Genomic DNA, 25,501 nt, shown 5'->3' with positions numbered 1-25,501 from the left:
ATGACCGTTCACCCTATAGTGGCCAGAGGCTATGGCCACTTGGCGAGGAGGACGGATGCCTCAGATTGAGGAGGCTCAGCCGAAGTATCTCCAGATCGCGCACTTCATCCGCGATCAGATCCTTCGGGGCGACCTGCGGCCGGGGGACGAGGTTCCCTCGGAGCGACAACTGGCTGCTGACTGGACGGTGTCGAGGCCGACGGCCGCGAGGGCGCTGGAAGCGCTGAGTCACCAGGGGCTCGTCGAGAAGCGCCAGGGATCGGGTACGTACGTGCGCAGCCTGGAAGTCAACCGGCGGGCGCGTGAGTTGTACGGCCGGGCCAGGCAGACCGGGAAGATCTACCCGCCCGGTGAGTACGCGGTGATCACGTCGGCCGGGTGGCTCGAAGCGCCGGATCACGTCGCGGAGGCGCTGGGCTTGGTGAAGGACCGCCGGGCGGTGCACCGGCGCCGGGTGACGAACAACCAGGACGGGCCGATCACCCTGTCCACCTCGTGGTTCGCATCGGACGTGGCCCGGAGGGCGCCAAAGCTCCTGGATCCGGAGCGGATTCAGCAGGGCACGTTGATGTACGTAGAGCAGATGACGGGGCGGCAGGGCAGCTATGCCGAGGACCGTATGTGTGCTCGAAGCGCGACGGACGACGAGGCGGCGGATCTCCAACTCGAGCGCGGATCAGCCGTTCTGATCGTCCATCACGTCGTTTACGACCTCCAGGACCGGCCGTTGGAGTTCGCCGAGGCGATCTACCCGCCTGACCGCTGGGTCTTCGAGCAGGGCTACCCGCTCACCTGACAGTCCTGACAGCGCTGACGGGTCGGCAGTTGTGCCGAACCGCTTGCCGCCTCAAGTGGCTAATGCCACTATCCATAAAGTGGCTAAGGCCACTTACAGGGCGTAGTCGGAAGGGCGTCAGCCCGCATGCAGTTCTGCTGCTCTGCGTGACCGACCATCCGGCGGGCCCGTGCCCCATCGAAACCGCGCTGCCTCGACTGCGACGGCAGTGGCAAGGAGATGAGTGTGGATGGGTGACATCAGCGGCAACCTCAGTGGTCCCGACCCGGCGCCACTCGGCGCGATGACCTTGAACCCCCTCCCGGAGTCCGTGTCCCTGGCTCGGCGCTGGTTCCGGAAGTTCATCGCTCCGTACGACCCGGCCTGCTCGGTCGACGACTGCGCGTTGATGATCTCGGAGCTGGTGACCAACGCCATCGTCTACGGACGGTCGGACGAACCGTGGGTGGTGCGCGTCGAGTGGTTCCGAGTGCAGAACTCGCTCCGCGTCGAGGTGCACAACCCGGGATTCCCGGCGAACGTACAGATGCGGCGGCCGGAGGCCAATGACGCGCACGGGCGCGGGCTGCTCCTGGTCGACTCCATCGCCGATTCATGGCACCACGGACCCAGTCGCCTCGGCGGGACGGTGGTCTCCTTCGTAGTGGCCGATGCCTGGCCGTCGTGAGCCGACGTCGACGACATGGCGAAGCCCCGGCGCCAATGCGTCGCCGCACACGTATGCGTCGGCGCATATGCCCGGCAAACAAGCCTCAGATGAGAGCTTTGTCGCCAAACCCCGGTGACTGGGCTGCCACACCGTTCGGTTCGGACTATTCAGGACAGGAGCGCGACGCTGTCCGATGTCTTGCCTGGCGGGAGGACCGGCCAAGTGATCCTGTCGATCAATGTGGCGGTGCTGCTGGCCGTCATCATCTACGTACGGGTGCGGCGGCGCGTGCAGGCGCGTAGTCGGTCCGATCAGTGGTTGACCGTCGTCATGGCGCTGGCGTTCGGCGTGCTGGTGGCGCCGACCGGGTTCGGGCAGGGGGTCGAGCACTTCATGGGGCAGCTCGCCGACAGCGTCTCGCGGTCCGGCAGTCCGTGAGGGTCCGCGGCCGCCTTCTCTCACGGCATGGGAACGCTTGATAGAACTGTGCCGGGCCCGGGCGAACGCCGAAGGCCGTGGGGGGATGTGCGGTGCGGATAGTTCTGCTCGGTTCGGTTCAGGCGTACGCCGATGACACGGCACCCGTTCCCATTGGTGGCGTCCGGCTGCGCATGCTTCTCGCTCGGCTCGCCCTCGACGCGGGGCGCACCGTGTCCGTGGACGCCCTGGTCGACGGGCTGTGGGGCGAGGAACCGCCCGCCGACGCCGCCAACGCGCTCCAGGCTCTCGTATCCCGGCTGCGCAAGGCGCTGAGAGGCACCGGGGCCGGGACTGTTGAATCCGCCGCCGGGGGCTACCGGCTCGCCGTACGCGCCGAGGACGTCGACGCCCACCGCTTCGAGGAGTTGGCCGCGCGGGGCCGACGGGAACTCGCGGCGGGCCGCTTCGACGAGGCCGCCTCGGCGCTCGGCGCGGCCCTGGGGCTGTGGCAGGGCGCGGCGCTGGCGGACGTCCTGGAGGCCCCGTTCGCCGGGGCCGCCGCCGCGCGACTCGACGAGATGAGGGCCACCGCCGCCGAGGACCGTTTCGACGCGGAGCTGCGGCTCGGCCGGCACGCCGAGGTCCTGGCCGACCTCGGCGCGGCCGCCGCCGCGAACCCGCTGAGCGAACGCCTCGCCGAGCTGCGGATGCGCGCGCTGTGGGCGGCGGGACGACAGTCCGACGCCCTCGCCACGTATGAGGAGATACGGGAGCGGCTCGGAGATGAGCTGGGTGTTGATCCTTCTCCTGAACTTCAGGAGATCCATCTCACCCTGCTCCGGGGGGAGTTGGAGCGGCCCGCCGCCCGGACCAAGGGCTCGGCCAATCGGCTTCCCGCGCGGCTGACCAGCTTCGTCGGGCGCAAGGCCGAGCTCGACCAGCTCGCCGGGCTGCTCACCTCCTCCCGGCTCGTCACCATCGTCGGCCCCGGCGGCGCGGGCAAGACCAGGCTGTCCCTGGAGGCGGTGACCCAGGACCCGGCCCACGCGCGCGGCCGGGTGTGGTTCGTACCGCTGGGTGCGGTGGGCGCCGCCGATCAGCTGGCCGACGCCGTACTCGGCGCGATCGGCTCCACGGACGGCGGCCTGTACGACGCGGGGCAGGCGGGTCAGAAGACCGAACCCGTCGACCGCATGGCCGAGCTGCTCGACATCGGCGACGCCGTCCTCGTACTCGACAACTGCGAGCACCTGGTCGAGGCGGCCGCCGAACTCGCCCATCAACTCCTCGAACGCCTACCGCAGTTGAGGATTCTGGCCAGCAGCCGGGAACCCCTCGCCATCACCGGGGAAGTGCTCTGCCACCTCGGGCCGCTCGACGTGCCCACGGGGACGCCCGAGCCCGCTGTGGCGGCTGAGGCGGACGCGGTACGGCTCTTCGTCGACCGGGCCGCCAGTGTCCGGCCCGGCTTCGCGGTCGACGACGCCACGGTGGGCGCCGTCGTGGAGATCTGCCGGCGCCTGGACGGGTTGCCGCTCGCGCTGGAGCTGGCCGCGGCCAAGTTGCGGTCGATGAGCGTGGAGCAGATCGCCCGCCGCCTCGACGACCGTTTCCGGCTGCTCACCTCGGGCAGCAGGACCGCACTGCCGCGCCAGCGCACGCTGCTCGCGGTGGTCGAGTGGAGCTGGGACCTGCTCGACGAGCCCGAACGCGTCCTCGCCCGCCGCCTGTCGGCCTTCCCCGGCGGCGCGACGCTCGCCGCGCTGGAGGCGGTGTGCGCGGACGGCGACGCCCTGGTGCCCGACGACGTCCTGTACGTACTCGACGCGCTGATCGAGAAGTCCCTGGTCACCGCGTCCGAAGCGGAAGGATCAGGGGAACCCCGGTACCGGATGCTGGAGACCGTACGCGCGTACGCGGCCACCCGGCTCACCGCGTCCGGCGACGACGTCTCCGGTCCCTTCGCCGCGTACTTCCTCGGCCTGGCCGAGGAGCACGAACCCCGGCTGCGTACGGGAGAACAGCTCGACGCGATCGCGGTCTTCGACGCCGAACACGCCAACCTCGTCCACGCGCTGCGGACGGCCGTGGCCGCCGGGGACGGGGCTCTGGCCTCCCGTTTCGTCGAGGCGATGTTCTGGTACTGGGGGGTCCGGGGGATGAACACCCAGCTGGAGACGGCCCTGGCCGAGGTGCGGGGGCTCGGGGTCGCGCACGCGCTGATGAGCGGGGCCGACTCGGTGGATTCCGCCGGGGCGCGGGAGTTCCACCCGGCGGGCATGCTCCTGCGCGTATCCCAACTCGCCTTCGCCGGTGAGGAGTCCGTGGACGCGAGCGAGAGCCTGCGGCGGTCGCTGGACTCGCCCGACCCCTGGGTGCGGGCCAGCGCCCACCTCGCGTACGACTTCGTCCTGACCGAGCAGGGCGATCTGCGGACGGGGGAGCCGTCGCGGCTTGAGGCGCTGCGCGGTTTCGAGGCGGTGGGCGACCGCTGGGGGCTGGTGCTGAGCCTGATGCCGGTCGGCCGGGACCATTCGCTGCGGGGCGAACACGCGGCGGCGGTGGCCACGTTCGAGCGGGCGGTGGCACTCAGCTCCGAGCTCGGTACCGAGGACTTCCTCTATCTCAGCAAGGCGAGGCTGGCGCGGGAGCGGCGGCGCAGCGGCGATCTCGACGGCGCCCGGCGCGACCTGGAGTCCGCGCTGCGGCAGGCCAAGGAGCGCAGCCACCGGCGGCTTGAGGCCAACATCCTGGTGGGCCTCGCCAATCTGCACCGCCGCGCGGGCGACCTCGTCCAGGCCAACGGGGTACTCGACCAGCTGGAGGCCCTGGTGCGGCGGCGGGCGATCGCGGTCGAGGTCGCCGAGGACCTGATCGTGAGCACCCGGATGGAGAACCGGCTCGCCGAGGGCGCGGCGGCGCAGGCCCGTGAGCTGCTGCCCCGGGCCGCCGCCGCGCTGTTCGCGCAGGGCGCCGGGGCCGGACTCGCGTGGGTCGCGGAGTTGCTGGGCGGGCTGCTCGCCCTGGAGGACGACCCGGTCGGCGCGGCCACCGCGCTCGGCATGAGCCAGGTCATCCGGGGCGCCTTCGACGAGGGCGAGCCGGAGCTGCGCGAGCTGGTGGACCGGCTGGTGGCGCGGCTCGGCGATGCGGGCTACCGGGAGGCGTACGGCGTGGGCGCGGGGCTGGCGCGGCAGGACGCGCTGAACCGGCTGGCCGAGGAGGTCGGCCAGCCGGTCGCGTCGTCTTAGTTGGTACGTGTACGGGGTGGTTCAGCCAGCGGGCGGAGTGGTTCAACTCCCCTCCCGCTCCGGCCGCTTCAGCCCGCGTTCTTGCGGTAGGCGCGCATCGCCAGCGGGAAGAAGACCGCGATCAGACCGGCCATCCAGCCGAGGCTGCCGAACAGCGGGCCCGCGACGTCGCCGCCGTTGAGCAGGGCGCGGGTCGTGTCGGCCATCAGGCTGACCGGGTTGACGTCCGACCAGGCCCGCAGCCACCCCGACATGGTCGCGGGCTTCACGAACACGTTGCTGGCGAAGGTCAGCGGCAGGATCAGGACGGTCATCAGGCCGTACACCGAGCCGGGGGTCTTGGCCAGCATCCCGATGTACACCGACAGCCACGAGAAGCTGAGCCCGAAGCCGATCAGCAGGGCGAAGGCGGCCAGGGTCGAGAGCGGGTCGGTGGTGATCCGGTAGCCCATGACCAGGGCGACGGCGAGCAGGGTGACGAGGCACACCACGTAACGGACGACATCGGCCAGTACGGCGCCGATCAGCGGGCTGGAGCGGGCGATCGGCATGGAGCGGAACCGGTCGAACATCCCCGTGCTCGCGTCGGCGTTCAGCGAGGTGCCGATGCCGATGCTGGCCTGGAAGACGGTCATCACCATGACGCCCGGGGCGATCAGCTGGACGTACGCATGAGTGTCGCCGCCGCCGATGGCGCCACCGAAGAGGTAGACGAACATCAGCAGCGAGATGACCGGCGTGAGGACCACATCGGTGAGCTGGGCCGGGGACTTGGCGAACTTGGTGATGCTGCGCCCGGCGAGCGCGAGGCTGTGCCGGACAGTACGGCCGAACCCGAGGCGGAGCGGGGGCGCGGCGGCGTGGGTGGCGGGGGCGTGCGTGGGGGCGGGGGTGATGGTGGGGGCGCTCATGCCGCGTTCCTCTCGGGGGTGATGTCGTCGGTGTTGTCGTCGGTGGAACTGGCGTGGCCGGTGAGGGCGAGGAAGACCTCGTCCAGGCTGGGCAGCCGCAGGCCCATCTCGTCGGCGCCGATACCGGCCGCGTCGAGGCGTCGGGCCAGGGCGGAGACGAGGAGCGGGTTGTCGGCCGGGACGGTGAGCAGGCTGGTGTGCTGCTCGCGGGCGGGGGCGGCGCCGGTGAGGTCGGTGAGGATCCGGGCGACCTCGTCCACATCGGCGGAGAGGGTGGGCCGCACCTGCATGATCTGCCCACCGACGCGCCGCTTCAGCTCGCCGGGAGTGCCCTCGGCGACGACCCGCCCCCGGTCGAACACGGTGATGGAATCGGCGAGTTGGTCGGCCTCCTCCAGGTACTGCGTGGTGAGCAGCACGGTGGAACCGTCGGCCACCAGCGCCCGGACCACGTCCCACACCTCGTTACGGGCATGCGGGTCGAGGCCGGTGGTCGGCTCGTCGAGGTAGATCACCTGCGGCCGTCCGACCAGGCTCGCGGCCAGGTCGAGTCGGCGGCGCATACCGCCGGAGAAGGTGCTGATCGGCCGGCTGGCGGCCTCGGTGAGCGAGAACTGCTCAAGGAGCTCGTTGGCCCGCGTCTTGGCGGCCCGCTTCGACATGTCGAGGAGGCGCCCGATGAGCACCAGGTTCTCGGTACCGGACAGGGCCTCGTCGACCGAGGCGTACTGCCCGGTGAGCCCGATGAGCTGCCGCACCCGCACCGGGTCGCGCACCACATCGTGCCCGCCGACGGTGGCCCGTCCGGCGTCGGGCCGGATCAGCGTCGACAGAATCCGTACGGTGGTGGTCTTCCCGGCCCCGTTCGGCCCGAGCACCCCGATGACCTTCCCGGCCGGCACTTCCAGGTCGACCCCGTCCAGCGCGACGAAGTCCCCATACCGCTTGACCAGACCCTCGGCCCGGATGGCGTACGACATGTGCTCTCTCCCCTTTGACCCGCTCGTGTGGCCCCGCTCGCCGTTTCCGACGTTCTCGCCGTTCTCGATGGACATGACGATGCCGGGGGGCGCTGACAGGGGGTGGGTAGGTGGCTGACAGGGGGTGTGGGGGTGCTGACAGGGGTGGGGGCGGGTGTCAGGAGGCGGGGGAAGTGGCTCGGCTGGGGCGAGGCTGTCGGACGCGTTCGTTTGCTGCCCGTCGCGGGCGCAGGCGCATGAGAACGGGACCGAGACCGGAGCGCCCGGTCGCACCTTCTTGACGACGATCGACTCCGGGACCAGCTTCTCCAGGTCCTCCACGTCCGACGTGAAGACGGTGACCTGCCCCTTCTGGTGGCGCGCGATGACCGTGAGTACCGCGTCGATTGCGTACTTGTGGCCGTGCAACTTGGCGTCGGCCAGGAGCCGGCGAGCCTCGTCCTTCCCGATGTCGGTGACCTTGAGCCGGGAGAGCACCCAGTCCCAGCGCTGCTCGATGGTTCTGTCGTCGTACGCCTTTATCGGCGTCATCTGAGATGTGACCAGCTCAGCCGCGCCGCGCATCGCAAGGTCCAGGAAGGGCGATCATCGCCACGCACGGCGAGGGGCAGAGCCTCGCCGTCGTCGAGTACGAACACGGGCAGCCGCGGTTGCCCGTGCATGGACAGGTGCTCTTCGCGGCGATGAGCCTCCTTACGCCGACGGCTCGACGTAGGGAGAGGCCATGTCTTGCCTTCGGTAAATATCTTCAGACCGATTCAGCGTGTGGCCAGTTCTGGCTGATGGTCTGTACGTCGATGACACCGGGGTAGCGATCTGCGAGGTACTGCTGCTCAATCTCCTCGCCGGTCTCGCGGTCGCGTACGACCTTGACGCCGCCCATCTTCATCTTCTTCAGGGTGCCGATGGTCTCACCTGCGATGAGCGCGTTGAACGCCTTGATCGCTTGCGCTGACTGTTGCACGCTGTCCCTGCTGATGACGCCCTTGTTCACGTTGAGCATGGTGTTCGTGTAAACGGCCCGGGGATCCTTGCCGACGTACTCGCGACTTGCGTCACCGATGCCTCTGAAGAAGAGCTCGGCGACGTGCTCGGGCCACTTCTCCAGGATTATCTGGTGGCTGATGAGCAGTCCCGTGCCGCTGGCATGGCACTGACGTCCCTTCGCGAGCATGTAGTTGATCCGGGATTCCGGGATGGGCCAGGACGCCATGAGGGCGGGAATCTCGTCAGCCGTGAGTTTGCCCGCTGACCAACGGGTCCAGTGCAGACCCTCGGCTCGATTCCGCAGGATCTTCAACGCCGCACCGTAGTAGTTGGCGTTGTTCTGAGCCATGCCGGACGCCTGGGCCACATGGTCGCCCGCAGTCCGAACACGGCCCCCGTCGATGGCAGCGAAGGCGTCCGGTTCAAGGTCATATGTGACCTGTGCGGTCACAGAGATTCCCGTGTCGATGATGGCCTGCGCTCGATGCTGTCCGTCGATGAGGCAACCGTGCAAGTCCAGCGCGAAGCCTTGATGGGTCGTCCGGAATTGGCCGGCTTGCAGAATCTCCCGGAACTTCTCGACGTTGTAGGGACGCAACGGCACACGGTTGCAAACCCTGTTTTTCATCCAGTGGGCGCAGATGTCAGGCGTGATCCTCATCGTCTCAATGCGCATGGACGGAATCCCTCCGGTTCCAAAAAGAGTGCGGCCGGGCCAAGCCCGTCTGTCTTGCCGTGGAGCATTGCAGATGTGGGCTGACCCTGAGGTCGGCTGATCGAAATGCGGCAGAACTTGCCTGAGAATGGCCATTTTCTTTCTTTCTCCGCTGCCTCAGCTGTCGTGCATGCACCCTGTGCAGAGGGCGGGGCCACGGCATGGCCATCTGCTAACCCGCCTGTCACCTAAGAGGAGGCAGGTAGGTGCAAGTTAGAGAGCGCGCGGGCCATCTGTTCAGCTATCACCTGGCTTGAAGCCGTGAAGCCCGCCACAACGGCCTCCATACCCCCACTGCGCATTCGCCATGCGCAGTGGACGCTGAGGCGCTGCATCCCTAGCGTTCTGGGCGTCAGCAGAGGTATGGACGAAGGAGCTGCCCGATGGGGTTAGACAAGCGGGATCCATTGATCAGCCGTGCGGAACTTGCTGCGCAAGCAGGAGTCGCCCGCGCGACCGTCACCACTTGGGAGAAGCGGCATGGTGACTTTCCCACCCCGGTGCGATCCGGTGGTGCCGAGTACTTCCACCTCTCCGAGGTGCTGGATTGGTTGGGCACGCGCATCGTCCCGCGAAGCCAGCTCCGCCCCGGTGAACCGGAGGGGACGACGTACCGGGTCCGGATCCTCGAGCAGCAGGGTTTCGAGCAGGTCCCGAGGCAGATCGAGCCCGGAGCGCGCGGTGCACAAGGAGACCTCGTCACAGGCAAGGCGCTTGTCAACGAGCTCATGGGCTCGCACGCGGATCGGGTGAGCGGGTCGGCCTCAATGCTGGACTTCCTCAGCCTGCTGTTCTCTCTCGTGTTTCTCCGGGAGACCGTCCCGGCAGCGTGGCGAGATGTGGAAGACGCTGCGAAGAAGGGGACGGGCGTGGAGCACATGGCGGGTTTGCTCGCATGCATCGGTGCCGTTGCTGACAGGGAGCTGCGCCGGTACGGAGTTCCGCCGGGAATGCGCGAGAGCCTGATGCGGCTCGAACCCCGTTCCTACAGAGACCTCGTGGGAGTCGTGAGGCTCACGGCAAAGCTGCCGAGAGGGACATTCCGTCTCATCCTCGACCAGTACGAGGACCGCGCCGGCTTGCGGAGCGAAGAGTTCTTCACCCCGCGGGGTGTCGTGCAGCTGGCCGCCGAACTGGGCCTGGGGTCGGCACCGAAGAACGCATCGATCTACGACCCGTACGTGCGGGGTGGGGAGATGCTGGTTGCGGCGGCGATGCGGTGTGGCACCGTCGGGCCCGGAACCACACTCCACGGTGAGAGCCCGCGGAGGGATACGTTGCGGTTTGCCGGGATGAACATCGCGCTGCACGGCTCACCGGCGGTCCTCCGCAGTACTCGGACCACGCCGTGGGCAACCGAGGGGGCTCGCTCCGGCTTTGCCGACGTGGTGCTGACGAATCCGCCGTTCAACATGAGCGACACCGCAGGGGCGGAGCGGGTGCAGGGTGCCTGGGAGTTCGGTGCCCCGCCCCAGGGCAACGACAACCTGGCCTGGGTACAGCATGTGATGAACGCCCTCAAGCCAGGCGGGCGGGCCATCGTGGTGATGCCGGTGAAGGCGGGCAACTCGGTCAACAGCGCCGAACGGGAGATCCGGCAGAACCTGATCGTGCGTGGTGCAATCGAGTGCGTCGTGGCTTTGCCGCCCCGGCTGTTCTCCACCACTCCGGTGCCGGTTTCTCTCTGGTGCCTTCGGCGCACCGAGATGCCGCGTCCCGAGGTACTCCTGGTGGACGCCCGGCATCTCGGCACCGGAACGGGCAGAAGGAACGTGGTCGGCGACGACGGACTCGGCGCCATCCTGGAGGTCGTGCGACCGTGGCTGTTCGGAGCCGCGCTTGGCTCGGTCGCATACAGCGAGCCACGTCCTCACACGACCTTGGTGCCGCGGGGCGCTTTTGCCGCCTCTGGCTACTCGCTGAGCCCCATGGATCACGTTCCGGAGTCCCTGTCCGCGGCGCAGCCCGCCCGCGAGGAGTTGATCCAGACCCACGGGGAGGCCACCCGGCTCGGCCGCCTGGTGCACGAGGCGGACGCAGATGCCGCTGGCCTCGCTTGGGCCCGGCTCACGGGTGCTCGAGCCCAGGGGGCGTTGTCACCGGGATGGACGGAAGCGCGGCTGGCCGAGCTGTGCGACATCCAGCCGGGCCCTTCCTACACGCGTCTCGGCAAGGCCGACCGGTCGCCGAGAGGGGAAGTGCCCGTGATCTTTCCCCGCCAGTTGGAGGGCGGGAGGATCCTGTTCCTCGAGGAGGAGAACGTCTTCCTCAAGAAGGCCCGGGAGCTTGTTAACTTCAGGCTGGTGGCCGGGGACGTCGTCTGCGTCCGGACAGGGGAGCTTCGTCCGCCCGCACTGGTGGAGCCTGAGCAGGAGGGATGGCTCCTCAGTACCAACCTGGTCCGGTTGCGTGTCCGTGAGGGCGCCGGAGTGGATCCGGGTTTCCTTGTGGACCAGCTTTCGCTGCCGCACAGCATGCAGTGGATGCGGAACCGTGCGGAGGCCACCGCCGCCCCTTCGCTCAGCCGCGATGCCCTCGGCCATCTGCCGGTCCGCTTCCCATCGATGTCGGAGCAGCGCGAGATCGTCCGCGTGAGCGCGCTTCTGCGCAGGCAGGCCGTGCTGCACCGCGAGTACGCGGACGCCCTCGTCCGGGCCCGGGAGGAGCTCCTGAAGCACCTGATGCTCGGACCTTCGGCGGATAAGCCGCTCGCCCCGTCCGTCCTGCCCCTCTGACCGACGAAAGGACCCCTCCGTGGTCACACATCCGTCCCCAGGGCGTTCGCGCGTCTGGCTCTTGTGGCTGGGCATCGCCACCCTGCTGTCCGTCGTGGCTGCCCTGGCTGTGGCCCTGATCGAGGTGCGGGCCCGGGTCGACCTGGCCGATGCGCTCCTGCCTGCAGGTACCGCGTTCGCGACGACCTTCGGCTTGTGTCTGGCAGTGCCGGCCGCTGTCCGGGAATTGAAGCGCCTCGGCGGCTGACGCCCAGGTCGAACGATCCCGCCCATGCCGAAGGCCTGAACAGCTCGCACGGTCCAGGCCTCGGTAACGCCAGAGGGCCGGACCGCTTTCGCAGTCCGGCCCTCTGAACCGGCGGAGGATACGAGATTCGAACTCGTGAGGGGTTGCCCCCAACACGCTTTCCAAGCCTTCGCCCGACCGTTCTGGAGCCGACGGGAACGTTCTGACCTGCGGTGCAGTCGGGGGCGGCGGGGTTTCTGAACGGTGCCGTACGGCGGTGAATGCAACCAGAACTGCAACCGAGCGCGGTTTACTTACCTGGCTCGGGCCCGTACCACTGGAGAGCTTGCCCGGTGATGGCCGCGATGCAGTCAAAGTCCCGATCACTATGCAACAGGGTCAGCCCTTGTAGTTCTGCCGTGGCAGCCACCAACAAGTCGACGGCCCCTGCACTGCGATGCTGCCCTCGCTTGGTCAGGGCCTCCTGCACCTGCCAAGCGCGGCTGTATGCGCGATCGTCGACCGGCACCCAGCCAAAGATCATCCGCATGTCATCGATGCCCCGGGCCCGGGCTTCGGCAGATCGGGCACTGAAGAAGAACTCGAGCTCAGTAATGGGGCACGTGGCGATGAGCCCGGCTGCGGCAGCTCGGTCCCATCCGTACTGCTCCGCGTCACTGCGCATGAACCGGGCGAGTGCGCTGGTGTCTATCAGGAACTGGGCCGCGTTCACCGGCGGTAGTTCCCCTTGCTCTCGAAGAGATCGAGGTCGAAGGCACCCTCGCCGGCTGCTGCGCGCAGGCGGGTAAGGGCCAGCGCGCGACGCCGGTTCTCCAGCACCTCACGGAGAGCGGTGTTGACGGTCTCCTTCTTGGTGCTGGTGCCGAGAGCCTGAGCAACGTCGGCAAGTAGGTCGTCGTCCAGATCGATCACGGTGCGGCTCATCACGACCTCCCTGTATATCGTCTATGGCGCTCAGTATATCTAAGTTGATGCATCGAGGCTCGGTCACATGAGTCGCTTGCTGGTGCGGGCAGCCTCAGCCCGCACCTGGTCGATGAACCTGTTGCGTTCGCCGTCGTGCCACTCCTCCCACATGGCTTGATCCCACTCGTCATCCGGATAGTCCGGGGATTCGGCGTACTCCTCGAAGAGCAGCCAGCAGGCTCGTATTCCGGCCAGCAGGTCTTCCAGGAGGTCGGGAGCAGGGCGCTGGGGGTCGAGCGGTGTAAGCCGGATTCGCCATAGTTCCTCTGCCAGCACGTCGTCCGTGCTGGCATGCCGTTCGACGAGATCCTCCACCTGGTCGATCTGATCCAGCAGGCCGGACCGGTCGGGGATCAGCCCCTCGGCCACGGCCAACGCATCCCGAACGAGAGTGACCACGACCTCGTGAGGGGACGAACCCTCGTCGATGAGTTCGAGCACGCGGGTGGGCGTCTCGTGCGGGAGGGCTTCGATGTTGTCGGCTTCCACCACGATGTCCGTCGGATGGAATCCGGACGCCACCGCCGTGACGTCCGCAGCGGCCTGAAGCCAGTGTGCGGCGGCGACGGCGGCAGCAGTCGGATCCACATCGGTCTGCAACGATGTCGAGCCGAATGGGGCGGCGTGCAGAAGAGCGTCGGCGGCGGCCAGTTGTACCGGTGAGACGTCCTCACGGGTGAGCAGTACCGCTTGGCGTGCCCGACCGTCCAGATTGCCGAGTTCAGCCTGCTCCACCGAGGCGAGTTCGGTCTCTGCCTCGGCGAGGACGGACGCGGTGAGCCGGTCGTCGGCGATGGAGTGGAGCGTGCGTCCGATGCGGTGGCCAGACTCGATGATCGGGCTGTAGCTGACGAGTAGGTGGCCGTCTTGCGGCAGATTCGGGTGCGTTACGCCCTTGAGCGCTTCGAGGAAGGAGGAGCGCTCCTGTCTACGGCGCCAGCCTTCGCTGTTGACTTGCTGGGCGGAACTGGCACTGGCGGGGCGGATGTAGGTACGCCAGGCCGCCTGGGAGAGGTGTTCGAGGCCTCGCGCGAGATCGAGGATCTCGTCGCCTGTAATGGTCTCGGGCGCGGTGGCGACGATGACGGACGTCCTGCCCCTCGTAGTTGCCCAAGTCGCCATCAGGGCGTGTGACTCGACGGCGTAGGAATAGTGCGTCACTGGGAAACTCCTGTCGTGTACGGCGACGGGCCAGGCTCTTCAGAACAGTCCTGCATAGGTGTTGTGCATCGGTGCAGTGCCTTTCCGAACGGTGTACGTTCCGCTTCCCGGAGGCGTCTCATCCGATTGGGCTTTGAGGACCTCGACGTTCACAGCGGCAGGCCAGAGCGTGCCGTACTCCGACCAGCGAATGCCGTCCAGCACAACGCCGAGCAGGTCGGCGGCGCGTAGGTCCGAGGCCGTGAAGTCGTCCAGGAACACACCGATCGACTCCTCGTCGAGGACGGGCAGGTCCCGGCCGAGGACCGTGCTGACTGCGCCCCGGACTTCCTCGGCGCAGAGCCGGAGGAGGCGCCGGCCGCGGGCGCAGTTGCGGGTAGCTGCTCTGGACAGGGCGTCGGCCAGCTCTCTGATTTCAGCGGGGTCGGTGCAATGGGGATCGCGTTGAAGAAGAACTTCCGCTGCCGTTCGGGCGGTGTCCAGATTGCTGGTGAGACCGACGGCAAGGCTGCGTGCCAGATCGCGCACCGCGAGGGAAGCGTCGGAGTGGGCGAGGTCACCGGCGATCCCGATGGCATGTTCGTGGGCGGACCGGAGCTCGCTGCACACAGCAAACGCGAGGCGCGGTTCCAGGTTTGCCTTCAGCGTGCGTGTGGAGTCCTTGACCTGCGTCAGGCTCGAAAGAAAGCGGTGTGCCCTCTCGAAGGTCAGTGCCGCAGTCGCCACATCGGGACTGACGCGCAGAGTGATGCGAATCTCAGGGCTGACCATCCGCAGGCACTGCTCTGCCGCGGTTGCCGCCTTCCTGCCGCGCTTTTTGTTCTTCTCGGGCCTCTGTCGTTGCTGAGAGACGTCGGCACCGACGATGTCATCCAGGCCTGCTTCCACGTCGAGGATCGCACCGAGGTCATCGACAAGATCGTCGTGTCGAGAGTGCAGCAGGATGTCGCGCAGCCCGGCCTCGACATCAAGCGCGCTCCGGAGGGCTGCCGACAGGGTGTGTGTGTGCCCACCGAGCAGGCGGTCCACGGCACCGTCGAGCTCCTCGTCATTCGGGCCGACGCGGTCCTTGGCCACTAGTCCTCCCCTCCGCTGACCAAGGCCGCTGCCGTGCGGCGTGCCTTCTTGAGGCTGGCGCGGACTGCCTCGGGCGCGATGTGGAGCTCCTCGGCAATCTCGGCGGGGCTGTAGCCGCTCAGGGTCCAGGCCAGAACCTGACGCTGGCGTGGTGGGAGTCCCCTGAGAACTCGAAGGATCTCCTGGTGCTCCTCCCACTCCGCGAGAGCTTCAGGATGAGGCAGCAGGGCCGTCGGTTCCGGAACCTGATCGAAGGCGTCCTCACGAACGTCGGCGATGCGTCGTGCGAGCGCCCGCGAGGCCACTGTGTGGAGCCATGCCGACGGCTGCTTGATCTCTTCCCAGCGCCTGTAAGCCGTAGTCATCGCGTCCTGCGCGATGTCGGCAGCTACCGGCAGGGAGGCCCCCTGGTGGATCAGGAAGCCGACGAGCTTGTCGATCGTGCTGCGGTAGAAGGCTGAGAACTCCCGGTCCACCGAGCGACGGGTACGACGGGCTTCCTCAGGGTGTGCCTTGCCGGCTGGCCGACCATCGGTAGTTGGGGGGCCAGCCTCCTCGGTCGGGTCATGACGGTTCACGCGACGCCGTTCGATTGTTCGGCAGGGGAGGCGGACAACCTGAGGCTCAGTCCCTTTCCGTCCATGCGATGTTCCCCAAGGCCGAGGCGGCCGGACCCCGCCAGGAGCTGGGCTATCGCAGTGGCATGCCCATACCGGGCCTTGTCACGTCGCTCGTCCCCTCGCAGACGCATCCAGAGTCTGCATAAGGCACACAGTTCTGTGATGGCGACTGACACGATCACGACGGTCGCCGTAGGCGCGTCCACAAGCATCTCCCTCTGGGTTAGGCGGACCTCCTGTGGCCCGTCATAAGTAGGAGGCTGAGGGAACTCCCGGCGTGAACCGCGGATCCGTACTTTCTGAGATTCAGGTGAGAAGTGTGCGGCCTCGATGTATGGAGAGGCCATGGGGGGCGATTTCCTCGGCCAGGACGGAGGTGTCCGTGATGGAACGCCACCAGGGACCAGGCTGCTTCGACCACCGCACTGCGGATAGCAGCCGCTCTCTCTGTGACAGCGAGTGCGGCAGCGATGCGCAGGCTGTGCTCGGCCAGCCGTACGTAGAAGTGCGTGGATCGTCGGCCAGTGAGCGCAGTGGATATGGAGCTCTCCCCGTATTGAACTGTCCTGCTGAAGGGCGTGTCCGCGAGCAGCGTGCTGGGCAAGACGGAGGGAGGCGGTCCGCCTCCTCCCACTCTTGGGACTAGCAGGGTCCGTCCGCGCCAGCGGCACGGCGGGTGCGCTCACGGTCGGGAACAAGTCCCTATTTCACATGACATGGGCCACTGCCTCGTAGAGCGGGCTCCCGTCGTCTTCCCGATACAAGCGGCCCAGGCCAGGGAAGGCCGTGCTCCTCGCGAGTACGACGTGACCGTCATGCTGGGAGCGGAGTGCCACCGCGTAGACGGTCCATCGCGCGCCGGAGGTCCGAGGGAGCGACCTCATGCGCCTCCTCACGACCCCTCTTGCCCAAAGACAGCCACCGCATACGTCGATGGGCCCCACCGCAAGCGGTGGGGCCCATCGACATCGTGCCCGGTGAGGCACTGGCGGAGGATACGAGATTCGAACTCGTGAGGGGTTGCCCCCAACACGCTTTCCAAGCGTGCGCCCTAGGCCACTAGGCGAATCCTCCGCGGCAAACAATACAAGACGCTGAGGGGTGCTCGCGAACTCGTTCCCCCCGCCGGGATCGGGTACCCTGTGCGGAGCCCCTCACGTGGCGCTATCTGACTGAACTCCCCCAGGGCCGGAAGGCAGCAAGGGTAGGTCGGCTCTGGCGGGTGCGTGGGGGGCGCTTGCGTTTACGGGGCGGAAGCGCTTTTCGGGGCGGGCCCGGGTTCGCCTGGCGCCGCCGGGTGGCTGCGGCGGGGCCGGTTGTCAGTGTGTCCCGATAACCTCGTAGGTGTGTCGTCCCTTGCGCTGTACCGCCGCTACCGCCCGGAGTCCTTCGCCGAGGTCATCGGGCAGGAGCATGTCACCGACCCGCTGCAGCAGGCGCTGCGGAACAACCGGGTCAATCACGCGTACCTGTTCAGTGGGCCGCGCGGATGTGGAAAGACGACCAGCGCGCGCATCCTCGCCCGGTGCCTGAACTGTGAGCAGGGGCCGACGCCGACTCCGTGCGGTGAGTGCCAGTCCTGCCAGGACCTCGCGCGCAACGGGCCGGGGTCCATCGACGTCATCGAGATCGACGCCGCCTCGCACGGTGGCGTGGACGACGCCCGTGAGCTGCGCGAGAAGGCCTTCTTCGGTCCCGCCAGCAGCCGCTACAAGATCTACATCATCGACGAGGCCCACATGGTCACCTCGGCGGGGTTCAACGCCCTGCTGAAGGTCGTCGAGGAGCCGCCGGAGCATCTGAAGTTCATCTTCGCCACCACCGAGCCCGAGAAGGTCATCGGGACCATTCGGTCCAGGACTCATCACTATCCCTTCCGGCTTGTGCCGCCTGGGACTTTGCGCGAGTACCTGGGTGAGGTCTGTGGGCGGGAGGGGATCCCGGTCGAGGACGGCGTGCTGCCGCTCGTCGTACGCGCCGGGGCCGGGTCCGTGCGTGACTCCATGTCCGTCATGGACCAGCTCCTCGCCGGTGCCGCCGACGACGGTGTGACGTACGCCATGGCCACTTCTCTCCTCGGCTACACGGACGGGTCACTTCTCGACTCCGTGGTTGACGCCTTCGCCTCCGGGGACGGCGCCGCCGCCTTCGAGGTCGTGGACCGGGTCATCGAGGGCGGCAACGACCCCCGACGCTTCGTCGCCGACCTGCTGGAACGGCTACGGGACCTGGTGATCCTCGCCGCAGTCCCGGACGCGGGGGAGAAGGGCCTCATCGACGCGCCCGCCGACGTCGTCGAGCGGATGCAGGCGCAGGCCTCGGTGTTCGGCGCCGCCGAGCTCAGCCGGGCCGCCGACCTCGTCAATACGGGGCTGACCGAGATGCGCGGGGCCACCTCGCCCCGGCTCCAGCTGGAGCTGATCTGCGCGCGCGTGCTGCTTCCGGCCGCGTACGACGACGAGCGTTCGATCCAGTCCCGGCTCGACCGGCTGGAGCGTGGCGCCAACTTCCAGGCTCCCGCCGCCGCTGGACCCGCGATGGGTTACGTGCCGGGGGCGGACGCCCATCCGCCCATGCCGCCCGCGCCCGTCGTGCAGGGTGGGACCGGTGGTGCCGAGGCTGCTCGGGCTGCTGCTCGCGGCGGCGCCCCCGCCCCTGCCCCGGCCGCCTCCGTGCCGGTCGCGCAGACAGCCCCGGTTGCCCCGGTCGCTGCGCCCCAGGTGCCCGCTCCCGTCGCCCCGGAGGCGCCCGCCCCCGGTGCGTGGCCCGGTGCCGCCGCGCCCGGTCAGGGTGGCGGTCAGCGTCCGGGCGCCTGGCCCGGGTCGTCCGCCCAAGCCGCACAGGCCGCCGCTCCCGCCGCCGGTGCCTGGCCCTCCGCGTCCACCCCGGGGCAGCCGTCGGCCCCCGAGCAGCCGGCTCCCGCCGCCGCGCCCGCCCCGGCCGCCGGTGCCGCGTCCCCGGGCAGCGCCGTCCACGTACGCAACATGTGGCCGGACATCCTGGAGGCCGTGAAGAACAAGCGCCGCTTCACCTGGATCCTGCTGAGTCAGAACGCGCAGGTGGCCGGATTCGACGGCACCACCCTGCAACTCGGGTTCATCAACGCGGGCGCCCGTGACAACTTCGCGAGCAGCGGCAGCGAGGAAGTGCTGCGCGGGGTGCTCGGCGAGCGGTTCGGCGTGCAGTGGAAGGTCGAGGCGATCATCGACCCGTCGGGCGGCTCCCAGCCCCCGGCCGCCGCGGGCAACTTCGGCGGCGGGTCCGGTGGCGGCGGCGGTTTCGGTGGATCCCCGAGCCCGAGCGGCCCCGGCAACTTCGGTGGAGGCGGCAACAGCAACCCCGGCGGCTTCAACAACCCCGGAGTGCCCCAGGCCCAGGCCCCCGCCCCGCCCCAGCCCTCCACCCCGGCCGCCCCCACCCCCGTACAGCAGTCGCCGCAGGCCTCCGCACCCGTACGGAACCAGCCCCCCCAGCCCGCCCCCGTCACGCACGAAGCGCCCCCCGTGCGGCCGGAGGACGACATTCCGGAGGATGACGATCCGGACCTCGTCGACAACGCGCTCTCCGGTCACGACCTGATCGTGCGCGAGCTCGGTGCGACGGTGGTGGAGGAATATACGAACGAGTAGCGGTACGGGGTTCGGTGACCCGTACGAGGGAGAATCCGCCACGGAGGCTAGGCTGGCTGCCGTGAAGGTCCTTGTCATCGGCGGCGGCGCCCGCGAGCACGCCCTGTGCCGTTCCCTGTCCCTCGACCCCGACGTGACGGCGCTGCACTGCGCCCCCGGCAACGCCGGGATCGCGGAGGTCGCCGAACTCCACCCCGTGGACCAGCTGGACGGCGAGGCCGTCGCCCGGCTCGCCACCGGCCTCGCGGCCGACCTGGTCGTCGTCGGGCCCGAGGCGCCGCTGGTCGCCGGGGTCGCCGACGCCGTACGGGCCGCGGGCATCCCCTGCTTCGGCCCCTCCGGCGAGGCCGCGCAGCTGGAGGGCTCGAAGGCGTTCGCGAAGGACGTCATGGCCGCCGCCGGTGTGCCGACCGCCCGCAGCTACGTCTGTACGACCCCCGCCGAGATCGACGAGGCGCTGGACGCGTTCGGCGCGCCGTACGTCGTCAAGGACGACGGTCTCGCGGCCGGCAAGGGCGTCGTCGTCACCGAGGACGTCGAGGTGGCCCGCGCGCACGCGCTCGCCTGCGACCGGGTGGTCATCGAGGAGTTCCTCGACGGCCCCGAGGTCTCGCTCTTCGCGATCACGGACGGCGTGACCGTGCTGCCGCTCCAGCCCGCGCAGGACTTCAAGCGCGCGCTCGACGGCGACGAGGGCCCCAACACCGGTGGCATGGGCGCGTATTCGCCGCTGCCGTGGGCCGACCCCAAGCTCGTCGACGAGGTCATGGCGAGCGTGCTCCAGCCGACCGTCGACGAACTGCGCCACCGGGGCACGCCGTTCTCCGGCCTGCTGTACGCGGGGCTCGCGATCACCTCGCGCGGGGTGCGGGTCATCGAGTTCAACGCGCGCTTCGGCGACCCCGAGACGCAGGTCGTCCTCGCCCGGCTGAAGACGCCCCTCGCGCGCGTGCTGCTCAACTCGGCCAACGGAACGCTGGATTCCGAGCCGCCGCTCGCCTGGCGGGACGACGCGGCGGTCACGGTCGTCGTGGCGTCGCACAACTACCCCGGTACGCCCCGGACCGGCGACCCGATCACGGGCCTGGACGAGGTCGCGGCCCTGGATGCGCCGCATGCGTACGTACTGCACGCCGGTACTCGGCGCGAGGGGGACGCGGTCGTGAGCGCGGGCGGACGGGTTCTTTCGGTCACTGCGACGGGTGCGGACTTGGCGGAGGCGCGGGAGCGGGCGTATGCGGCGGTTGCGCGTATCCGGCTCGACGGGGCGCAGCACCGGAGCGACATCGCGCTGAAGGCGGCGGACTTGCAGGCGTGACCGCCTGATTCCTCGTGCCCTGGTCCGGGGCGCGGCCCTTGTCGGGGCTGCGCCCCGGACCCGTTTCGTCTGCGGACCGTGGGCCCTGTGCCCACCCTCCCCCAAGCTCTTAAGGAGCAGGGGGGACCCCCAGCCGTGCGGAACGCCTGCCCACAACCGAGGGGGGAGGGGCGGCCGCTGCGCGGGATTGTCTGCGGATCCGGCTCCTCGGCGCGGGGCGAACCCCACCCCAAAGCCATTCCATCGGGTGACGGCTCGGCCATCCGGATGACGCGTGGCGGGGGCGCAACTAGGGTGCGGCGGGAGCGGTCCGGCACTTGGGTCACCGGCATTGCGATGTCAGTGGGGGGTGCCACAGTGGGGGAGTGAGCAACGCCGACGCAGTGCAGAGGGGGTGACGTCCGGCCGTGTCCGGTTCCGGGATGGGTGGTGAGGCGGGCGCGCGGTCGGCGCGCTCGCGGGCGCTGGCCGTGCTGCGGGTGCGCAGCCGGGCGCTGGCCGTGGCTCTGCTGCCGGCGGCGGTCGCCGTCGTGCTGCTCGTCGCGGGCGCGCAGGGCCGCATCGACGGCCGGGGCTGGGACACGGCGCGCTGGGCGGTGACGGGTGCGGCGGTCGCCGTGCTGCTGGCCGCCGCCGCGGTCGCGGCCGTGATCGTACGGGCGAGACCCGCGCTCTCCCCGACGGTCGACCTCGCCGAATCGTCCGCGCCGGATCTGTACCGGCTGGTGCGGGACCTGGCCGACCGGCTCGACGTGCCCGCGCCCTCCGCGATAGCCCTCACGCCGGACTGCGACAGCTGGCTTGAGGACCGTACGCATCCGGCGCACTCCGTACGAAGTGGCCGCGGCGCCCTCGGTATGCGGGGAGATGTCGGCGCGCGGGGCATACGTCGCCGCAGTGACGACGCGCCCGTTCTCGTCATCGGGTCGCCGTTCCTGTGGTGGATGCGGGTCGGTGAACTGCGGGCCATCCTCGCGCCCGTCGTGGCCGGTACGGGGCCGTCCGCGCACCCCGACATAGCCTCGGCCCGCCGGTTCGTACGGGGGCTGGACGCGGCCGTCGCGGTGACCAGCGGGTCCGGTGTCGGGCGGGTGCGGCGGGTGCTGCTCGGGTTCGTCGGGCCGATCGCCCGGCTGCTGCTGCGCGGCTGCCGTACGCATGCCGCCGAGATGGAGCGCGGGGTCGCGGCCGCCGCGTCCGAGCGGGCGCAGACCGTCGACTACGGGCTGCGGATCGTCGCCCAGGAGCAGGTCGGGCTCGCCTATGCGGGCTGGGACCGGCTGCTCACGCGGGTGGCGCTGCCCGCCTGGCGGATGGGGCGGTGGCCGTCCCGGCTCGACGCCGGCGTGGTGTCGGCGCTGACCGAGCTGTCCCGGCGGGACCGGCTGGCGGAGGGGTTCGCGTCCCGGCTCGGGGAGCGGCCCGCGTGCGATCTGCTGGAGGAGCCGGGCGCCGCCGACGAGGCGGCCTCGCTGCTCGCCGCCCGGCTGTTCCACGGCGGTCCGGCCGAGCCCGGGCCCGACTGGTCGCCGGTGGACTGGCAGCACTATCCCGAGGAAGTCGTCGACCGGAAGTGGCGTGCGGAGGCGGCCCGGCTGCACCGCGTGCTCGACGGGATGGACGAGCTGGACGGGGCCGGGGCGGGGCCCGGCGGTGAGCCGGTCGCGCCGACGCTGGCGCGGGTCCTGGAGCATCTGGCCGGGCAGGACGGGGAGGCGCTGGCGGTGGGGATCGAGGCGGAGGTGGCCGTCGAGGACGCCTCTTCGCCGCCTCGGCCGACGATGGAGGAGTGGGGCGACTGCGTCCCGCTGTTCCCTCTGCAGCCGCCCCGGACCGGGCGCGAGCTCCTTGCCGACCACGTCACCGCGATGGTGTGCTGCGCGGCGGTCGACACGGCGGGGGCGTCGCCGGGGCTCGACTGGCTGGACGGCCCCGCGCTGCTCGTGGACGGCGAGCGCCGGGGCGACCTGTCCTCGCGGGTCCTGACGCTCCTGGAGGAGGGCGACGCGGAGCCGCTCCGGCGGTGGCTGGTGGGGGTGGGCGTCCGCCCGGAGAAGCCGGTACGACTGGTGTGACGCGCCCCTCCCCGCCCCTTCCCTAAACCCTCCGGGGGTGGGTGGGGGTGAAGGGGGGAGGGGGAGTTTTCCCGGGGGCTACGCCCCCGGACCCCGTTGCGGGGCCTGCGGCCCCTGCACCCCGCTCTGTGGCCGCACCTGTTAGGGGCGCGGGGAACTGCGCGACCAGCCCACGACGGCCCGCAGTCGAACCACTGCACGCGGTAGCCCCCCGCCCCGTACCGGAACTACCCGTTCCGTTCACGTCAATTCGCGACGAACGGTGACGGAGTGCGTGCGTTATGTGATGTGCTGGAGACCGGTCGTTGAACGGCCGGGCGTCATATGACGTATGCGTGCGGTCGATGTGGTGTCGGGGGAGAGGGAGGGAAGTGGCATGGGGGCGGAGCAGATTCGGCGGTGGGAGTCGGGAGCCCTCGCGCACGCCGTCTCGGATCCCTTCGGCCAGGGCCCGCTGCCGTGGCTGCGCGGCGGGGAGCACTACTTCGACGACACCGGGCACGTGGTGCCCTGGTACGTCGAGGCCCGGCCCGGCTCCTCCGGGCCCCGTACCGCCGACGACGTACGGCAGCAGATCAAGGGGTTCGCCTCCACCGGCGCCGTCGCCCCCGGCGAGGCCATCGACTTCCACATCACCGTCGATCCGCCTCAGCAGTTCTCCGTGGATATCTATCGGATCGGGCATTACGGCGGCGATGGGGCCGCCAAGATCGCCACCTCTCCCCGGCTCGCCGGGATCGTGCAGCCCGCCCCCCTCGCCGCCGACCGCACCGTCTCCTGCCACCACTGGTGGCTCTCCTGGCGCTACCAGGTGCCCTCGTACGCCTCCATCGGCGCGTACGTGGCCGTACTGACCACCCTCGACGGATACCGCTCGCACATCCCCTTCACCGTCCGCGACAGCCATCCGGCCGATCTGCTGCTCCTGCTCCCCGACATCACCTGGCAGGCCTACAACCTCTTCCCCGAGGACGGGCGCACCGGTGCCTCGCTCTACCACGCGTGGGACGCGCACGGGCGGCTGCTCGGCGAGGAGGACGCGGCCATCACGGTCTCCTTCGACCGGCCGTACGCGGGCGCGGGACTGCCCCTGCACGTGGGGCACGCGTACGACTTCATCCGGTGGGCCGAGCGGTACGGATACGACCTCGCGTACGCCGACGCCCGCGACCTGCACGCCGGGCGCATCGATCCGACCCGCTACCGGGGCCTCGTCTTCCCGGGCCACGACGAGTACTGGTCGGCCCCCATGCGCCGCACCGTCGAGCTCGCCCGCGAGAGCGGCACCTCGCTCGTCTTCCTGTCGGCCAACACCCTGTACTGGCAGGTCGATCTCGCGCCCTCGGCCTCCGGCGTCCCGGACCGGCTGCTGACCTGCCGCAAGCGGCGCGTCCCGGGAAAGCCCGCGCTGTGGCGCGAAGTCGCCCGTCCCGAGCAGCAGTTGCTCGGCATCCAGTACGCGGGCCGCGTCCCCGAACCGTCCCCGCTCGTCGTACGCAACGCCAAGCACTGGCTCTGGGAGGCCACCGGCGCCAACGAGGGCGACGAGATCGCCGGGCTCGTGGCGGGCGAGGCCGACCGGTACTACCCGCGCACCGCGCTCCCCGAGCACCAGGACCGCATCCTGCTCGCCCACTCCCCGTACCGCGACAGCGAGGGCGCGACCCGGCACCAGGAGACCTCGCTCTACCGCGCGCCCTCCGGCGCCCTCGTCTTCGCCTCCGGCACCTTCGCCTGGTCCCCGGCCCTGGACCGCCCCGGCCACACCGACGCCCGCGTCCAGCGCGCCACCGCCAACCTGCTGGACCGGATCTGCAAGCGGGACTGAGCCAAGAGCAGGGGCGCGCGACCAGGCGCGTGTCCGGGGTACTCGTCGCGTGCGAGAGAATCGGAAGCGCTCCTGGATCAATCTACGCGGAGGAACCGTGTCCGGATTTGTAGAAAAGCCCGAGCCGATTCAGGTCCCGGGCCTGACCCACCTCCACACGGGCAAGGTGCGGGACCTCTATCAGAACGAGGCCGGTGACCTGATCATGGTCGCCAGCGACCGTATGTCCGCGTACGACTGGGTGCTCCCCACCGAGATCCCCGACAAGGGCCGGGTGCTCACCCAGCTCTCGCTCTGGTGGTTCGATCTGCTCGCGGACATCGTTCCGCACCACGTCATCTCCAGCGAGCTGCCCGAGGGCGCCCCCGCCGACTGGGCCGGGCGCACCCTGGTCTGCAAGTCGCTGCGGATGGTCCCGGTCGAGTGCGTGGCGCGCGGCTACCTCACCGGCTCCGGGCTCCTTGAGTACGACGAGTCGCGTACGGTCTGCGGGCTCGCGCTGCCCGAGGGGCTGAGCAACGGCTCCGAGCTGCCCGCGCCGATCTTCACGCCCGCCACCAAGGCCGCCGTCGGCGACCACGACGAGAACGTCTCGTACGAGGAAGTCGCCCGCCAGGTCGGCGCGGAGACCGCGGCCCTGCTGCGCCAGACGACGCTCGCCGTGTACGGCCGCGCCCGGGACATCGCCCGCGACCGGGGGATCATCCTCGCGGACACCAAGTTCGAGTTCGGCTTCGAGACCGTCGACGGCGAGGACCGCCTGGTGCTGGCCGACGAGGTCCTCACCCCCGACTCCTCGCGCTTCTGGCCCGCGGAGACCTGGGAGCCGGGCCGCGCGCAGCCGTCGTACGACAAGCAGTTCGTCCGCGACTGGCTCACCTCGGCCGAGTCCGGCTGGGACCGCCACTCCGAGCAGCCGCCGCCCCCGCTCCCGCAGCAGGTCGTCGACGCCACCCGCGCCAAGTACATCGAGGCGTACGAGCAGCTGACCGGCACCAGCTGGAGCTGAGCGCACGAAGAAGCCCCCGGTCGGAGAACCGACCGGGGGCTTCTTTCGCTGAGCGGACGACGAGATTCGAACTCGCGACCCTCACCTTGGCAAGGTGATGCTCTACCAACTGAGCCACGTCCGCATG

General features: G+C 69.6%; 19 protein-coding genes, 2 tRNA genes and 1 other RNA gene. 12 read left to right on the top strand and 10 right to left on the bottom strand.

Translation table 11 applies throughout. The features are described 5' to 3' along the window. Positions 1–55: 55 nt before the first annotated feature. The 4 genes from BG418_RS18150 (at position 56) to BG418_RS18135 (ending at position 5,116) form a co-directional block, all read left to right on the top strand. A complete protein-coding gene (locus BG418_RS18150; protein WP_188274951.1) occupies positions 56–796 on the top strand; it encodes a GntR family transcriptional regulator in 741 nt (246 codons plus the stop codon). A 229-nt stretch (positions 797–1,025) separates the two neighbouring features. Next, entirely contained in the window at positions 1,026–1,463 is a 438-nt protein-coding gene (locus BG418_RS18145; protein WP_223185027.1) for an ATP-binding protein, read from the top strand. 204 nt (positions 1,464–1,667) lie between these two features. After that, positions 1,668–1,883 (top strand): hypothetical protein, encoded by a 216-nt coding sequence (locus tag BG418_RS18140; protein WP_188274950.1) that lies wholly within the window; start codon positions 1,668–1,670, stop codon positions 1,881–1,883. 92 nt (positions 1,884–1,975) lie between these two features. Continuing rightward, positions 1,976–5,116, top strand: coding sequence for a BTAD domain-containing putative transcriptional regulator (locus BG418_RS18135; protein WP_188274949.1), 3,141 nt, complete (start codon positions 1,976–1,978; stop codon positions 5,114–5,116). Between the two features lie 68 nt (positions 5,117–5,184). Here the strand turns inward: BG418_RS18135 and BG418_RS18130 are convergent, their stop codons facing one another. From BG418_RS18130 to BG418_RS18120, 3 genes are all read right to left on the bottom strand, one after another. Further along, positions 5,185–6,027, bottom strand: a complete 843-nt coding sequence (locus BG418_RS18130; protein ID WP_188274948.1) for an ABC transporter permease — start codon at positions 6,025–6,027, stop codon at positions 5,185–5,187. Next, positions 6,024–7,007 carry an ATP-binding cassette domain-containing protein gene (locus tag BG418_RS18125; RefSeq protein ID WP_188275006.1) on the bottom strand — a complete coding sequence of 328 codons (984 nt, stop codon included), beginning with the start codon at positions 7,005–7,007 and terminating at the stop codon, positions 6,024–6,026. The genes BG418_RS18130 and BG418_RS18125 overlap by 4 nt, the downstream gene beginning before the upstream one ends. A gap of 748 nt (positions 7,008–7,755) precedes the next feature. Next, the gene (locus BG418_RS18120) at positions 7,756–8,670 is read right to left on the bottom strand and encodes a hypothetical protein (RefSeq protein WP_188274947.1); all 915 of its coding nucleotides are present in this window, start codon (positions 8,668–8,670) and stop codon (positions 7,756–7,758) included. 422 nt (positions 8,671–9,092) lie between these two features. Between BG418_RS18120 and BG418_RS18115 the strand changes: the two genes are divergently transcribed. Together BG418_RS18115 and BG418_RS18110 are read left to right on the top strand one after the other, a co-directional pair. Then, positions 9,093–11,444: an N-6 DNA methylase gene (locus BG418_RS18115; RefSeq protein WP_188274946.1), complete on the top strand. Its 2,352-nt coding sequence runs from the start codon at positions 9,093–9,095 to the stop codon at positions 11,442–11,444. A 19-nt stretch (positions 11,445–11,463) separates the two neighbouring features. Then, on the top strand, positions 11,464–11,691 hold the full coding sequence (locus BG418_RS18110) for a hypothetical protein (RefSeq protein ID WP_188274945.1): 228 nt from the start codon (positions 11,464–11,466) through the stop codon (positions 11,689–11,691). Between the two features lie 289 nt (positions 11,692–11,980). Here BG418_RS18110 and BG418_RS18105 read toward each other — a convergent pair whose 3' ends face one another. The 6 genes from BG418_RS18105 to BG418_RS18080 form a co-directional block, all read right to left on the bottom strand. Next, a complete protein-coding gene (locus BG418_RS18105; protein WP_188274944.1) occupies positions 11,981–12,403 on the bottom strand; it encodes a PIN domain nuclease in 423 nt (140 codons plus the stop codon). Beyond that, complete coding sequence (locus tag BG418_RS18100) at positions 12,400–12,615, bottom strand: type II toxin-antitoxin system VapB family antitoxin (RefSeq protein WP_114041710.1); 216 nt, start codon at positions 12,613–12,615, stop codon at positions 12,400–12,402. Before BG418_RS18100 ends, BG418_RS18105 begins: the two co-directional genes overlap by 4 nt. A gap of 63 nt (positions 12,616–12,678) precedes the next feature. Further along, complete coding sequence (locus BG418_RS18095; protein ID WP_188274943.1) at positions 12,679–13,818, bottom strand: hypothetical protein; 1,140 nt, start codon at positions 13,816–13,818, stop codon at positions 12,679–12,681. Positions 13,819–13,857: 39 nt separating this feature from the next. Then, positions 13,858–14,895 carry a hypothetical protein gene (locus BG418_RS18090; RefSeq protein WP_188274942.1) on the bottom strand — a complete coding sequence of 346 codons (1,038 nt, stop codon included), beginning with the start codon at positions 14,893–14,895 and terminating at the stop codon, positions 13,858–13,860. Further along, positions 14,895–15,371, bottom strand: a complete 477-nt coding sequence (locus tag BG418_RS18085; RefSeq protein WP_223279991.1) for a sigma-70 family RNA polymerase sigma factor — start codon at positions 15,369–15,371, stop codon at positions 14,895–14,897. Before BG418_RS18085 ends, BG418_RS18090 begins: the two co-directional genes overlap by 1 nt. Positions 15,372–16,501: 1,130 nt before the next feature. Then, positions 16,502–16,589, bottom strand: a tRNA-Ser gene (locus BG418_RS18080). A 71-nt stretch (positions 16,590–16,660) separates the two neighbouring features. Here BG418_RS18080 and ffs point away from each other — a divergent pair. The 6 genes from ffs to BG418_RS18050 all read left to right on the top strand — a co-directional run bounded on the left by ffs (position 16,661) and on the right by BG418_RS18050 (position 25,374). Further along, an RNA gene (ffs, locus tag BG418_RS18075) (signal recognition particle sRNA small type) lies at positions 16,661–16,759 on the top strand. Between the two features lie 102 nt (positions 16,760–16,861). After that, positions 16,862–19,144 (top strand): DNA polymerase III subunit gamma and tau, encoded by a 2,283-nt coding sequence (locus BG418_RS18070; protein WP_188274940.1) that lies wholly within the window; start codon positions 16,862–16,864, stop codon positions 19,142–19,144. A gap of 61 nt (positions 19,145–19,205) precedes the next feature. After that, a complete protein-coding gene (purD, locus tag BG418_RS18065; RefSeq protein ID WP_188274939.1) occupies positions 19,206–20,462 on the top strand; it encodes a phosphoribosylamine--glycine ligase in 1,257 nt (418 codons plus the stop codon). A gap of 407 nt (positions 20,463–20,869) precedes the next feature. Beyond that, positions 20,870–22,537: a hypothetical protein gene (locus tag BG418_RS18060; RefSeq protein WP_188274938.1), complete on the top strand. Its 1,668-nt coding sequence runs from the start codon at positions 20,870–20,872 to the stop codon at positions 22,535–22,537. Between the two features lie 376 nt (positions 22,538–22,913). Then, the gene (locus BG418_RS18055; RefSeq protein WP_188274937.1) at positions 22,914–24,365 is read left to right on the top strand and encodes a N,N-dimethylformamidase beta subunit family domain-containing protein; all 1,452 of its coding nucleotides are present in this window, start codon (positions 22,914–22,916) and stop codon (positions 24,363–24,365) included. Positions 24,366–24,462: 97 nt separating this feature from the next. Beyond that, a complete protein-coding gene (locus BG418_RS18050; RefSeq protein WP_188274936.1) occupies positions 24,463–25,374 on the top strand; it encodes a phosphoribosylaminoimidazolesuccinocarboxamide synthase in 912 nt (303 codons plus the stop codon). A gap of 51 nt (positions 25,375–25,425) precedes the next feature. Here BG418_RS18050 and BG418_RS18045 read toward each other — a convergent pair. After that, positions 25,426–25,498, bottom strand: a tRNA-Gly gene (locus tag BG418_RS18045). Positions 25,499–25,501 lie beyond the last annotated feature (3 nt).

This window comes from Streptomyces sp. CBMA152, from assembly GCF_014596475.1.
Taxonomy (GTDB): domain Bacteria; phylum Actinomycetota; class Actinomycetes; order Streptomycetales; family Streptomycetaceae; genus Streptomyces.
The sequence above is the reverse complement of the archived record's forward strand: the minus strand, read 5'-3'. Positions and strand labels throughout refer to the sequence as shown.

Coding starts and splice junctions, on each gene's coding strand:
- BG418_RS18150 (WP_188274951.1), top strand. CDS start 56: ATGCCTCAGATTGAGGAGGCTCAGCCGAAGTATCTCCAGATCGCGCAC.
- BG418_RS18145 (WP_223185027.1), top strand. CDS start 1,026: ATGGGTGACATCAGCGGCAACCTCAGTGGTCCCGACCCGGCGCCACTC.
- BG418_RS18130 (WP_188274948.1), bottom strand. CDS start 6,027: ATGAGCGCCCCCACCATCACCCCCGCCCCCACGCACGCCCCCGCCACC.
- BG418_RS18125 (WP_188275006.1), bottom strand. CDS start 7,007: ATGTCGTACGCCATCCGGGCCGAGGGTCTGGTCAAGCGGTATGGGGAC.
- BG418_RS18120 (WP_188274947.1), bottom strand. CDS start 8,670: ATGCGCATTGAGACGATGAGGATCACGCCTGACATCTGCGCCCACTGG.
- BG418_RS18115 (WP_188274946.1), top strand. CDS start 9,093: ATGGGGTTAGACAAGCGGGATCCATTGATCAGCCGTGCGGAACTTGCT.
- BG418_RS18100 (WP_114041710.1), bottom strand. CDS start 12,615: ATGAGCCGCACCGTGATCGATCTGGACGACGACCTACTTGCCGACGTT.
- BG418_RS18055 (WP_188274937.1), top strand. CDS start 22,914: ATGGGGGCGGAGCAGATTCGGCGGTGGGAGTCGGGAGCCCTCGCGCAC.